Annotated in this window: 14 protein-coding genes and 1 tRNA gene; 7 read left to right on the top strand and 8 right to left on the bottom strand. The window is 46.2% G+C overall.

Going from position 1 to position 12,604, the window contains the following annotated elements; genetic code table 11:
* Nucleotides 1-2: 2 nt before the first annotated feature.
* Both cyoE and ICN44_RS04125 read left to right on the top strand, forming a co-directional pair.
* On the top strand, nucleotides 3-896 hold the full coding sequence (cyoE, locus tag ICN44_RS04130) for a heme o synthase (RefSeq protein ID WP_216262830.1): 894 nt from the start codon (nucleotides 3-5) through the stop codon (nucleotides 894-896).
* Between the two features lie 7 nt (nucleotides 897-903).
* Complete coding sequence (locus ICN44_RS04125; protein ID WP_216262829.1) at nucleotides 904-1,488, top strand: SCO family protein; 585 nt, start codon at nucleotides 904-906, stop codon at nucleotides 1,486-1,488.
* A 21-nt stretch (nucleotides 1,489-1,509) separates the two neighbouring features.
* Here the strand turns inward: ICN44_RS04125 and rpoH are convergent, their stop codons facing one another.
* Together rpoH and ftsY are read right to left on the bottom strand one after the other, a co-directional pair.
* The gene (gene rpoH, locus ICN44_RS04120; protein ID WP_216262828.1) at nucleotides 1,510-2,433 is read right to left on the bottom strand and encodes an RNA polymerase sigma factor RpoH; all 924 of its coding nucleotides are present in this window, start codon (nucleotides 2,431-2,433) and stop codon (nucleotides 1,510-1,512) included.
* A gap of 90 nt (nucleotides 2,434-2,523) precedes the next feature.
* A complete protein-coding gene (gene ftsY, locus ICN44_RS04115; RefSeq protein WP_216262827.1) occupies nucleotides 2,524-3,414 on the bottom strand; it encodes a signal recognition particle-docking protein FtsY in 891 nt (296 codons plus the stop codon).
* A gap of 63 nt (nucleotides 3,415-3,477) precedes the next feature.
* Here ftsY and ICN44_RS04110 point away from each other — a divergent pair, with 63 nt between their 5' ends.
* The 5 genes from ICN44_RS04110 to ICN44_RS04090 are packed head-to-tail and all read left to right on the top strand — an operon-like array spanning nucleotide 3,478 to nucleotide 7,624.
* Nucleotides 3,478-4,842, top strand: coding sequence for a pitrilysin family protein (locus ICN44_RS04110; RefSeq protein ID WP_216262826.1), 1,365 nt, complete (start codon nucleotides 3,478-3,480; stop codon nucleotides 4,840-4,842).
* Nucleotides 4,842-6,179 carry a pitrilysin family protein gene (locus tag ICN44_RS04105; RefSeq protein WP_216262825.1) on the top strand — a complete coding sequence of 446 codons (1,338 nt, stop codon included), beginning with the start codon at nucleotides 4,842-4,844 and terminating at the stop codon, nucleotides 6,177-6,179. The genes ICN44_RS04110 and ICN44_RS04105 overlap by 1 nt, the downstream gene beginning before the upstream one ends.
* Nucleotides 6,151-6,798, top strand: coding sequence for a 16S rRNA (guanine(966)-N(2))-methyltransferase RsmD (gene rsmD / locus ICN44_RS04100; protein ID WP_255537393.1), 648 nt, complete (start codon nucleotides 6,151-6,153; stop codon nucleotides 6,796-6,798). Before ICN44_RS04105 ends, rsmD begins: the two co-directional genes overlap by 29 nt.
* A 36-nt stretch (nucleotides 6,799-6,834) precedes the next feature.
* On the top strand, nucleotides 6,835-7,332 hold the full coding sequence (gene coaD / locus ICN44_RS04095; protein WP_216262824.1) for a pantetheine-phosphate adenylyltransferase: 498 nt from the start codon (nucleotides 6,835-6,837) through the stop codon (nucleotides 7,330-7,332).
* Between the two features lie 25 nt (nucleotides 7,333-7,357).
* Nucleotides 7,358-7,624 carry a YfhL family 4Fe-4S dicluster ferredoxin gene (locus tag ICN44_RS04090; RefSeq protein ID WP_215358681.1) on the top strand — a complete coding sequence of 89 codons (267 nt, stop codon included), beginning with the start codon at nucleotides 7,358-7,360 and terminating at the stop codon, nucleotides 7,622-7,624.
* A 5-nt stretch (nucleotides 7,625-7,629) separates the two neighbouring features.
* Here the strand turns inward: ICN44_RS04090 and pth are convergent, their stop codons facing one another.
* The 6 genes from pth to ICN44_RS04060 form a co-directional block, all read right to left on the bottom strand.
* On the bottom strand, nucleotides 7,630-8,220 hold the full coding sequence (pth, locus tag ICN44_RS04085; RefSeq protein ID WP_216262823.1) for an aminoacyl-tRNA hydrolase: 591 nt from the start codon (nucleotides 8,218-8,220) through the stop codon (nucleotides 7,630-7,632).
* Between the two features lie 111 nt (nucleotides 8,221-8,331).
* Nucleotides 8,332-8,976 (bottom strand): 50S ribosomal protein L25/general stress protein Ctc, encoded by a 645-nt coding sequence (locus ICN44_RS04080; RefSeq protein WP_216262822.1) that lies wholly within the window; start codon nucleotides 8,974-8,976, stop codon nucleotides 8,332-8,334.
* Nucleotides 8,977-9,112: 136 nt separating this feature from the next.
* Entirely contained in the window at nucleotides 9,113-10,078 is a 966-nt protein-coding gene (locus ICN44_RS04075; protein WP_216262821.1) for a ribose-phosphate pyrophosphokinase, read from the bottom strand.
* Between the two features lie 54 nt (nucleotides 10,079-10,132).
* A tRNA-Gln gene (locus ICN44_RS04070) sits at nucleotides 10,133-10,209 on the bottom strand.
* A 5-nt stretch (nucleotides 10,210-10,214) separates the two neighbouring features.
* Nucleotides 10,215-11,093, bottom strand: coding sequence for a 4-(cytidine 5'-diphospho)-2-C-methyl-D-erythritol kinase (gene ispE / locus ICN44_RS04065; RefSeq protein ID WP_216262820.1), 879 nt, complete (start codon nucleotides 11,091-11,093; stop codon nucleotides 10,215-10,217).
* Nucleotides 11,094-11,104: 11 nt separating this feature from the next.
* Complete coding sequence (locus ICN44_RS04060; RefSeq protein ID WP_216262819.1) at nucleotides 11,105-12,592, bottom strand: outer membrane lipoprotein LolB; 1,488 nt, start codon at nucleotides 12,590-12,592, stop codon at nucleotides 11,105-11,107.
* Nucleotides 12,593-12,604 lie beyond the last annotated feature (12 nt).

Raw genomic sequence — 12,604 nt, 5'->3', positions numbered from 1 at the left:
ATATGAGCGACTCTAAAACAAACCCATCAGTGGCTATGCCACGTTGGCGTCAATATTGGGTTTTAACTAAACCCAGAGTGACTCAGCTCGCCGTTTTTTGTGCAGTGATTGGTATGTTCTTGGCGACGCCTGGCATGGTTCCGTATCCAGTGCTATTTGGTGGCATTGTAGGTATCTGGCTTTTAGCTAGCGCTGCATTTGCAGTGAACTGTTTGATTGAGCAAGCCGTTGATGCCAAGATGAAGCGCACTGCTTGGCGTCCATCAGCCACCGGCGAAGTCACACCTTTTCACATCATTATTTTCTCAATTGTTCTGGGTTCACTTGGAATGGTTATTTTGTGGAATTTCTGTAACCCATTAACAATGTGGCTAACGCTTGCTACCTTTGTTGGTTATGCAGTCATCTATACCTGGTTACTAAAGCCTGCCACGCCGCAGAATATTGTGATTGGCGGTTTATCCGGTGCGATGCCACCAGCCTTGGGTTGGGCTGCAGTGACTAATACGCTTTCTGCAGAAGCCTGGCTTTTGGTTCTGATTATTTTTGTGTGGACTCCTCCACATTTCTGGGCACTGGCTTTGTATCGTCGCGATGACTATGTTCAATCGGGCTTACCAATGTTGCCAGTGACTCATGGAGAGCGTTTTACACTTCTGAATATCGTTCTCTATACCCTCATATTGATTGCAGCTACGATGCTGCCTTATATCTATGGCATGAGCGGTATGGTGTATTTAGTTTCGGCAATCATCCTGGGCTTAATGTTCCTGGCCTATGTCATTGCTTTGTTTATTTCCTATAGCGATGCTTTAGCCAAAAAGACCTTCCGCTTTTCTATTACCTATCTTTCGCTTCTGTTTGCAGCGCTTTTGATAGACCATTATTTCCTCTGAGAGTCATATGAATTTTTTGCGCATTTGCTTTTTAGCAATTCTTTGTTTTGTATTGACTGCTTGCAGCCCAAAGCCAGAGTTTAAAAATATTGATATCACTGGCAGCACTGCTTTTGGCAAAGACTTTAGTTTGGTGGACCCTGATGGCAAGGTCAGGACCTTGGCAGACTTTAAGGGCAAAGTAGTAGTGATGTTTTTTGGTTATACCCAGTGCCCTGATATTTGCCCCACCACCTTAACTGAAATGCAGCAAGTCATGACGCTCTTGGGGCCTCAGTCCGATAAGGTGCAGGTGCTTTTTGTCACCGTAGATCCTGAGCGCGATACCGCAGAGATTCTCAAGCAGTACGTCCCTGCATTTGATCCTCGTTTCTTGGGTTTGCGTCCCGCAGATGAGGCAGCTTTGGAGAAGGTGGCTAAAGACTTCAAGATTTATTACAAGAAAGTTCCAGGATCTAAGCCAGGCTCTTACACCATGGATCACACCGCGGGTAGCTATGCATTTGATCCTGAGAGTCATCTACGTTTATATATCAAGCACTCTCAAGGTCCAGAGACCTTGGCGCATGATTTGAAAGAACTGCTGAAGTAAAAAGTTTGCAGCTTAAGCTAATTAAGCTGCTTGCAACAGGCCGCGCATCTTTTTGAGAGCAGCCGTTTCAATTTGGCGAACACGTTCTGCTGAGATGCCATATTCATCGGCTAGGTCATGCAGTGTTTTAGTGCCATTGCCTTCGGCATCCATAGCTAGCCAACGAGATTGCACAATATTGCGACTACGCTCATCTAAAGCCATCAGTGCTTGGTCTAGTTTGGGACCTTGCAAGGCATCTGCTTCGGCGCTGGCAATGCGAGCAGTAGGCTCTTGTGAGTTATCCGCCAACCATTGAATAGGGGCGTAAGCAGATTCATCATCGCTGTCATCACCTTCTAAAGCGACATCACCACCAGCAAGGCGCATTTCCATTTCTTTAACATCAGAACCTTTGACATCCAGTGCTTTAGCCAAGGCTTCAACTTCACTAGGTGTAAGTGCACTTAATGTAGGTTTATTGCTACGTAAGTTAAAGAATAATTTGCGTTGTGCTTTAGTAGTTGCGGTTTTTACTAAGCGCCAATTCTTGAGAATGTACTCGTGAATCTCTGCTTTGATCCAGTGGATTGCATACGACACTAAACGTGCACCATTATTTGGGTCATAGCGTTTAACGGCTTTCATCAAGCCAATATTGCCTTCTTGAATTAAGTCAGCATGCGGGATTCCATAGCCAAGATATTGGCGAGCAACAGAAACTACTAAGCGTAAATGAGAGAGCACTAAGGTTTTAGCGGCATCGACATTTTCAGTACGACGAAATTCCTGCGCAAGATGTAACTCTTCTGCAGCACTAAGCATTGGCACGCGATTAACGTACGAAATGTATGAATCGAGAGTGCCAACCCCAAGTGTTGGCAACATCGGAAATGCAGACGCCGACGCAGTCTGCGCGACTGGCAGCGTTTGCAAATTCGGATTGTCGGATTTCTTTTGAACCATTTTTTGTATAAATTAGGTGTTAATAGAGATCCATTTTAGCACTCTTGTCAAGAGAGTGCTAATGGTTTTAATGACCTGTAAGCTATTGATTTAATTGAACAATTCAGATGAATATTGCCCTGCTGTGAAGGGGGCTAAATCTTCAATCCCTTCGCCCTTACCTAGGGCTAGGACAGCGGGTTTTGGGTCATCTTGTAGGGTGTGGGCTAGAGCGCAGATCACGCCCCCCTTGGCGGTGCCATCAAGCTTGGTAACGATGATTCCAGTGAGGCCAAGAGCGGCATGGAAGGCCTTTACCTGGCTTAAGCCGTTCTGCCCGGTATTACCATCCAAAACAAGCAGAGTGTGGTGAGGCGCCCCAGGAAGCGCTTTACCAATGACACGTTTTACTTTCTTGAGCTCTTCCATGAGGTTGTCCTGGGTAGCAAGACGCCCTGCAGTGTCAATGATGAGAATATCGTTCTTGCGGGAAATGGCAGCATGAATGGCATCGTGAGCAACAGCGGCTGCATCACCACCTTCTTGAGTAATAACGTCAACCTGATTGCGTCCACCCCACTCCTGAAGCTGGTTACGTGCCGCAGCTCTGAAGGTATCACCGGCAGCTAAAAGAACTGACTTACCTTGAGACTGAAAGAGTCGGCAGAGCTTGCCAATGGTCGTAGTCTTGCCGGCTCCATTTACTCCTACAACTAACCACACCTCTGGGGTGTTAGGCTTATCACTTGTAAACAGTGGGTTTGGTGAAGGTTCAATAGCAGTTAATAGGGCGCTGACTTCTTGAATGAGCAGAGCTTGTAACTCCTCTGGACTAGAAGCCTTTTCGGATTTTGCTGCTTTACGTAGTTTGGTGATGAGTTGTTCAGTCGTAGGTAGACCCACATCACTTTGAATAAGTGATTCTTCTAAAGTTTCAAACCATGATTCATCAATCTTGCTTGATTTGAAAAGAGATCCGAGGGTTTTACGTAAGCTGAACATAATCGATACAATTTAAAACTTGCATCTTATCAATTTAATTATAGGGATATGGTGATTTAGCAGATGCTTTCCAATTTACTCCGAATTTCCTTTTTATTCTTCGTATTTAGCCAACTTACTTGGGCTGCTGTTCCTGATTCAGGGGATACGCATGAGTATCAGTTGAGCAACGGCCTCAAATTGATTGTCAGGGAAGACCATCGTGCGCCAACGGTAGCTCATATGGCTTGGTATCGTGCTGGATCCATGGATGAGGTCAATGGCAAGACTGGAGTAGCTCATGTGCTTGAGCACATGATGTTTAAAGGCACTGACAAAGTAAAGGCAGGCGAATTTTCTCGCTTGGTAGCTGCGGTCGGTGGGCGCGAGAATGCATTTACCTCGCGGGGTTACACGGCTTACTTTCAGCAAATTGAAAAATCAAAATTAGAAGACGTGATCAAGCTTGAAGCCGATCGCATGTCTAACCTCAATTTTGACGATGCAGAATTCTTAAAAGAAATTCAGGTCATCATGGAAGAGCGCCGCTTACGAACAGAAGACAATCCTAGTAGTTTGCTCAACGAATCATTAATGGCAACCGCTTATATGAGTTCACCATATCGCCACCCCGTTATTGGTTGGATGAATGACTTAGAGAATATGAAAGCATCCGATGCGCGAGATTGGTATCGCAGTTGGTATAAACCAAACAATGCAACCGTAGTCATCAGCGGTGATGTGGATGCTAAAAAAGTGTTGAATATGGCGGAGAAGTATTACGGCGCTGCCTCTGCTCATGAGTTGCCAGTGCGTAAGCCACAAATTGAGCCGCCTCAAAAAGGGATAAAGCAGGTTCAGGTAAAGGCGCCAGCTGATAGCGCTCAATTAGCCATGGCTTGGAAGGTGCCCCGCCTTGAGCCTGGCAAGCTAGATGACCCCGAGCCATATGCTTTAGAGCTCCTCACAGCAGTGCTGGATGGCTATGACAATGCCCGCTTAAATCGCACTCTCGTTAAGCAGGAAAAAGTAGTAAATGATGTGGGTGTGGGCTACGACATGATTTCTCGTGGACCAGAGCTATTTTTAATTAGCGCCACGATGGCTAAAGGAAAAACAGTCGATCAGGCTCAGGCAAGCATCCGCAAGGCGCTTGACGAATTAAAGCAAAAAGGGATTCTGGAGTCTGAGCTCAAGAGAATCAAGGTGCGCATTCTGTCTGAGCAAATCTATAAGCGCGACTCTATCTTTGGTCAAGCAATGGAAATTGGCAGCACAGAGATGGCAGGATTTTCTTGGAAGGACATCGATTACATGTTAGAAAAAATGCAATCCATTACCCCCGCACAAGTTCAAGCTGTTGCTAAGAAGTATCTAGTTGATGAAGGTCTCACGATTGCGGTATTAGATCCTCAGGTGCGTCAAGCTGCTGGTAAGGAGGGCAAGTGATGAATTTCTTCGTTAAGAGTATTTCAGTTTGCCTCTTTACTATTGGCTTGCTTAGTAATGCCAACGCTATCTTGCCTATCGAGAAGTTAGATTCTTATAAGGGCGCCAAGGCATATTTAGTGCAAACCAAAGCGCTGCCGATGGTAGACATTGAAGTGAGCATTGATGCAGGCGATCGCTATGACCCTGCCGGCAAAAGCGGCCTAGCTGATATGGTTGCAGGCCTGATGAATTATGGGGTGAAGGGCGAAAAAGGGGTTCTCACTGAAGCTCAAATAGCTGATGAAATTGCTGATCTTGGAGCTAATATTGGCTTATCTGTGAGCGGTGAGCGAGCAATCTTGCGCATTCGCAGTTTGAGCCGAAAAGACTTGCGCGATAGAGCAGTACAACTAGCCGCTGCTATGTTGAGCGCGCCGACTTACGATTCAAAAATTGTTGAGCGTGAGAAACAAAGAACGATAACGAGTTTGCTTGAGGCGGAAACTAAACCCGAGTTTGTTCTCGAACGTCGTTTTAAAAAATCAGTGTATGGAAACTATCCCCTAGCTGATTCACCAACAGTGAAATCAGTTGCTGCTGTAAGCGTGAATGACTTAGTGCAATTTCATAAGCAGTTTTATCGCGGTGATCGCATGATTGTGAGTATTGTTGGCGATGTTGACCGTGCTCAAGCAGAAGAAATCATCAAAGCTTTGTTAAAGCAGATTCCTGCTTCAGGACAGCCCATCGCAAAGTTGCCTGAACTCCAGCGCTCTCCTGTGGAGCCTCTGGCGCAAAGAGAAATTCAAATTCCTTTTGACTCTCAGCAGGCCCACATTGCTATGGGGATGACGGCGGTTGCTCGCAACAACCCTGATTACTTCCCCTTGCTAGTTGGTAACTATGTTTTGGGCGGCGGCGGTTTCGTCTCTCGCTTGATGGCTGAGGTGCGCGAGAAGCGCGGTCTGGCATACAGCGTGTTTAGTTACTTTATTCCTGGAAAAGAGAATGGCATTTTTCAAGCGGGCCTACAAACCAAGAGTGATCAGGCTGCGCTGGCTTTAGAGGTGATGAGTTCTACCACTGCTCAATTTATTGCTGATGGACCCACTCCATCTGAGCTTGTGGCTGCTAAAGCAAACTTAGTGAATGGTTACCCATTGCGGATTGATAACAATCGCAAGTTGTTGGACAACGTGTCTTCAATTGCATGGAATGACCTGCCGCTCGATACGATGGATCTATGGACTAAGCAAGTTGAGGCGGTAACTTTAGAGCAGGTAAATGCTGCATTCAAAAAATATCTTGCAATGGATCGTATGAAGATTGTTGTATTGGGAGCAAAAAATAAATAAGCTCAATAAAGCAAACAAGCCTCTAAAGACTGAGCCGCCGAAGAAGGTGCGGATTATTGGCGGCAATTGGAGAAGTCGTTTGCTAACGGTTTTGGACCTTCCTGGATTGCGTCCTACAACTGATCGTATTCGGGAAACCCTATTTAATTGGTTAGGACAAGATTTAACCGGTTTGCGTTGCCTGGATCTATTTGCGGGTACCGGCGCTTTGGGTTTTGAAGCCGCATCAAGGGGTGCTACCTTGGTAGTGTTGCTGGAGAAAGAAAAAAGGGCTTGCGCAAATTTAACGGCCAATTTTGCTTTATTGCAGTCTTCGCCAGCCACTGGCCTGGTAGAAATTTTGCAACGAGATAGTCTTGAGTTTCTGAAGCAGCAGGCAGATCGTTCCAGCAACTTAATTTTTATTGATCCACCATTCAAAGATTCGAGTCTATTGGAACGCGCGGTTATTGAGGCTGGTAGAGTATGTGATGACTCTGCGGGTGGTGGTATTTATGTGGAATTTCCCTCTAGCCGCCCACGCGAGGAGGTAGAAGCCCTGTTACCAGGCTGGCATTGTGGAAAATACTTAGAGGCTGGACAGGTAAAAGCTTGTCTATTTCGGAGTGGAAGGGACTAAACTCTTGCCTGTAGCCGATAAAGCCTTAGGAACGTTATGACAGTTGCCGTATACCCTGGAACATTTGATCCATTTACTCGTGGTCACGAGGACTTGGTACGCCGTGCATCGAGTATTTTTACAGAGTTGATTGTTGGCGTTGCGGACAGCCGTAGCAAGCGCCCCTTCTTTACATTGCAAGAGCGTATTGATATTGCCAAGGAAGTTCTTGGCCACTACCCGAATGTAAAAGTCGTTGGCTTCACTGGTTTATTAAAAGATTTTGCACGCGAGCATCAAGCGCGCGTGATTGTGCGCGGTTTACGTGCGGTATCTGATTTTGAGTATGAGTTCCAAATGGCAGGCATGAATCGTTATCTGCTTCCTGATGTCGAAACGCTGTTCTTAACCCCATCCGATCAGTATCAATTTATCTCGGGCACTTTTGTACGTGAGATTGCTTCAATGGGTGGTGATGTGAGTAAATTTGTTTTTCCTTCAGTGGAAAAATGGCTCGTCAAAAAAATTGCATCAGGCACTCAGAATAGAGAGTGACCAAATGAAATTTGGCGAGTAAATCATGGCATTAATGATTACGGACGAATGCATCAACTGTGATGTCTGCGAGCCAGAATGTCCGAATGATGCCATTTACATGGGTCTGGAGATTTATGAAATCAATCCTGATAAATGCACTGAATGCGTAGGTCACTATGATGCCCCCCAATGTCGCCAGGTCTGTCCAGTCGACTGCATTCCATTTAATCCTGAGCACACCGAAACCCAAGATCAATTAATGGTGAAGTTCACGCTCTTAACTGCTGCTAAAAAAGTCAATACAGCTTAAGTAGCCTAGCCCTTGGAGTGCAACTCCAGCATGGCGGTTTGAGTGTCGCCTTTTAAAAAGAGCGGCAAAATTTGTAGACCATTTTCAATGCTGGCATCAATGAGTTTTTGCTCAGCCAATTGAGGTCTACGTAATACATAATCTGCCACATCCATAGGACGTCCATCACCAGCCACATCTCTGGGGTGGCCAATGCCCAGGCGTAAGCGCCAATAATCCGGGGTACTTAAATGCGCTTGGATATCTTTCAAGCCATTGTGACCACCAGTGCCTCCACCTAGCTTTAAGCGTGCAGTACCAGGCCTTAAATCAAGCTCATCCTGCACCACCAATATATCTGCAGGAGTTATTTTGTGAAAGCGGCACAGCGCGCCTACAGATTGACCGCTGAGATTCATATAAGTGCTGGGCTTTAGCAAGTAAAGATCTTCACCTTCCCATTTAGCTTTAGCCACTTTGCCATGAAAGCGTTTTTCGGATTCAAAGCGAGTGCTTAGTTGTTTTGCCAGGGCGTCAACAAACCAGAAGCCAGCATTGTGCCGATCTTCTACGTGCTCATCTCCAGGATTGCCTAGGCCAACAATTAATTTAGTCATGCTGAGAGTTTAAAGATATAAAAGCATTTCGCCAAAAAAGAATGCAAACTTGGGGCAATAAAAAAGGCCCGCTTGCGCAGGCCTTCTTGTACAAGCGATTGAGCTAAATAATTAAGCTTTATCCTTTGGTGCTTCAGCTGCAGGAGCTGCCGCTGCTGGTGCAGCAGGCGCATCAGTAGGCTCAGCAGATTTAGCTGCAGGGATACGTGCGTTTGCAAGTACTGGGTTTTCTTGCTCAACATGCAATACCAAAGTAACGCCTTTTGGTAATGCGAGGTCTTTAGCGTGAATACCGTGACCAACTTCAATCTTCGCCAAGTCCACTTCGATGAACTCTGGCAAGTCTGCTGGTAAGCAAGAAACTTCGAGTTCAGTCATGATGTGGCTAACTACTGCGCCTTGCAATTTCACAGCAGCTGAAGTGTCAGCATTAGTGAAGTGCAATGGAACGCGCATATGAACTTTCTCAGTCGCAGATACGCGCTGGAAGTCAATGTGCAATACCAATGGCTTGAATGGATGCATTTGGTAATCGCGCAACAACACTTTTTGTGTCTTGCCGCTAATTTCCAAATCCAAAATGGATGAGTGGAATGCTTCCTTGCGGAGAGCATGGAACAACGCGTTGTGGTCTAACTCGATGACTAAGGCTGGATCTTTACTACCGTAAACGATTCCCGGAGTTTTTCCGGAATTGCGCAGACGGCGGCTCGCACCCGTTCCCTGTACGCTTCTTTCAAAGGCAACTACTTTCATGATGAATTTCCTAGTTAAGGTTAATTTCCGTTCGCGACCAAACAGAAAAGCCTTCGATTATATCGTGGGAAAGGATATTTTTGCCTACAAAAGGCTTAAAACTGCCAAAAACCGGGGTAAAGACGTGATTTTTGGCTTATTCAGCAAACATCGACATTACTGAATCACCTTTACTAATGCGGGAAAGGGTTTCAGCTAGTAGCGGGGCTACGGTCAATTGGCGAATTTTGGATACTTTCATTGCCTCTGCGGTTAGGGGGATGGTATCGGTGACAACGAGCTCATCCAATTCAGAGGCAGCAATACGGGCTACAGCACCGCCTGAGAGCACGGCATGAGTACAGTAGGCGGTAACACCCTTAGCGCCACGCTCTTTAAGCGCTTCAGCGGCTTTACAGAGGGTTCCACCGGTATCAATGATGTCATCCATGATGACGCAATGGCGGCCTTCTACTTCGCCAATGAGGTGCATTACTTCGGATACATTTGCCTTAGGGCGGCGTTTATCGATAATCGCCAAATCAGTGCCTAGTTGCTTAGCCATTGCACGGGCACGAACTACGCCGCCAATGTCTGGAGACACAATGATCAGGTCTTTTTTGGTTTTTTGCGCTTCCAGGTCAGCTAAAAGAACAGGGGAGGCATAGATGTTATCTACCGGGATATCAAAGAAACCCTGAATTTGGTCGGCATGCAGATCCATAGTCAAAACACGCTCAATGCCAGCTACTGACTGAAGCATGTTGGCCACAATGCGAGCGGAAATAGCTACGCGAGCAGAACGAGGGCGGCGGTCTTGACGGGCATAACCAAAGTAAGGAATCACTGCGGTTATGCGGCTTGCAGATGCTCGTTTCAGAGCATCAATCATGATCATGAGCTCCATCAAGCTGTCATTTGTAGGTGCGCAGGTTGATTGGATCACCACGACATTTTTGCCGCGGACGTTCTCTTGAATTTCTACTTGAATCTCGCCATCAGAGAATCGGCCAACAAAGGCTTTTCCCATTGGGAGGTTGAGTTCTTTGGCTACAGCCTCAGCCAAAACGGGATTTGCGTTGCCTGTGAAAAGAGTCAATAAATCTGCGTTTGTGGAGGACATAGTCTTATGGGTTTTGTCGGGTCAAAAGGTTATCTTTATCGTTTCTACAGCACTTGGCAGGGGAAGAAGGATTCGAACCTTCGCATGCTGGAATCAAAATCCAGTGCCTTAACCAGCTTGGCGATTCCCCTACAGGTCAATCTGAAGAAATCAAATTGTAAGCGGGATTTTTATTTAGCCCCCGAACAACCCGACCTACCCACCCTTCAGGAAGATTTTGTAGAAGATTTTCTAGTTTTGCGTTATCAGTCTTAGGGTCTAAGGCTGCGAAAACGCTACTACCAGAACCAGACATTCGGGGCTGTGAGCCCGGTACTGCCTGGGTAATCCAATCCAAAGCTTGCTTCACTTCTGGGCAAATCCGCATCGCTACGGCCTGACAATCATTCGATTGATATAACAATGGCGATGCAAGAAAGCCATCAATTGTAATCTGAGCATGATCTCGGGTCAATTCCGGGTCTTGAAAAATGCTTGCTGTTGAGATGCCTTGATTGGGAAATATCACCAAAAAATCAGGGGTTTGGAGGGAAATTGCTTGAATTTTCTCCCCAATGCCTTCAACAAATGCATTTTGACCAAAAATGAAGAAGGGGACATCGGCACCGAGCTGAAGCCCTAGGGTGCAAAGCGTTTCTTTGGAGAGATTGAGATTCCAAAGGACGTTCAGACCAATCAATGTAGTTGCGGCATCAGAGGATCCGCCCCCCATGCCTGCACCCATCGGGATTTCTTTGTGAAGATTAATTTCAACACCAACCTCAATCTTGCAAAAATCTTTTAGTAGATTAGCTGCGCGAACTACCAAATCTTGTTCGGGCAGCACTCCTGGAATGGGATTAATGCGGCGCACTTCATTTTCAGAAATGCGTTTTAAGTGGATGGTGTCACACCAGTCAATCAGTTGAAAGACGGATTGGAGCAGGTGATAACCGTCTGCTCTTCGTCCGACGATGTGTAAAAAAAGATTGAGCTTAGCCGGCGAACGAAGAGATAAAAAATCGTGTTTCGCCATTGTTCTTTTACTTAGTCATTCGGGCGGTCAAACACGAGGCGTATATCAATCGATCCGATATTCGAGCTGCGGGTCATTGTGAGCTTTTCGAGACGATTGGTATTGCTCCAGGTGTAAACCAAGTCCCAACCATCCTGACTAATTTTGCTTACTTGACCATTAGCATTTCTATCAACACTTGCCTCGCTTCCAGGACGCACTTCGCCTCTTAACCAGTTTGATAATCCGCGCGCTGGTAGTGGTAGGCCTAATGTGTTTTGCAATAAGGTATCTGCATCAACTGCAGTAACTACTTTGCCATCACTTTCGAGGGTGGCTTCACCCGGCGTAATAGTAATTTTGGCAATCGAGCCACCCATGGGATTGCGTATTTCTAAAACATCCTTTAATGCTTCTTGGGTCAAGGTAAAGCCACCAGAGCCACCTTGGTTTTGTGACTCAGTTAAGCCAATGACTTTGACGGCAAAGCGCCCATCCCATGATCCCTTAGATGCTTGGTCATCTCTTGCCCAGTCTGGCTTTAGACGTTGTAAGGTTTCTTTCAGGGTTGGATTATTGGCGTCTATTTTTTGTCCCTGGCGCCACATCTCTTCTGCTTCCGCACGGCGATTCATAGCCCACAACACTTCACCGGTATGAGCCGCAATATCCGCTTCTGGTTTCATAGCAAATGCTTGTTGTAATTGCTCTAATGCAAGGGCGTTTTTACCGAGACGAAAATTGACCCAGCCCAAGCTGTCCAAAATAAAACTATCTTTTGGAGATAGTTGATGCGCTTTACTGATGAGCGCATATGCCTCAGGTAACTTCATATTGCGGTCGGCTAAAGAATAGCCAAGAGCATTAAGAGAATTTACATCGTTTGGGTTCTTGCGCAAAATATCACGCAAGGTTTTTTCCATCACATCCATGCGACCTACTTTTTCAGCAGACATGGCATAGGTATAAAGTAGGCCGGGATCTTTGGGTGGAATCTTGACAGTAGATGCGATTTCATAAAAAGCACGCAAAGCATCTGACTCATCTTTCGCTTTAGCAAGCAATGCTTGCAATTGCAAAAGAGTGTTTTCTTGTTGGGCAGGAGTTTGTTGGCGCAATATGGTAATTGCTGGCTTGACGGCATCAGACCAACGATTGCTTAAGATCAACAGTGTTACCAGGACTTCTTTAGGTTTGGTATCTGAGACTGGAGAGAGTTCATCCCAAGTTTTGGCAGCTTGCATGGCTAAATCTGGGGAGCCGCCTGCAATTGCAATTTCCATCGCTCTTTGGGCAAGCCTGGGGTCCTGGTATTGGCGCGCCATCTCCAGATAGGTGTTGTAAGCCAAGCCAGCCTCACCCCGCTGAAGGGCGATTTCGGAGGCGAGCACCTCAAAGACCGCTTCGCCAGATTGCAATCCATTTGCCTGGGTTTGGGCATGGGCTGATGAAATGACTCCACCAGTGAGGGCCGCCAGGAATAAACCCTTTAAAAGGGGTTTCAGTGTGAATTTACTCATAAGCACATTCTA

Origin of the sequence: Polynucleobacter sp. JS-Fieb-80-E5 (genome assembly GCF_018882015.1) — a bacterium.
Classification (GTDB): domain Bacteria; phylum Pseudomonadota; class Gammaproteobacteria; order Burkholderiales; family Burkholderiaceae; genus Polynucleobacter.
The sequence above is the reverse complement of the archived record's forward strand: the minus strand, read 5'-3'. Positions and strand labels throughout refer to the sequence as shown.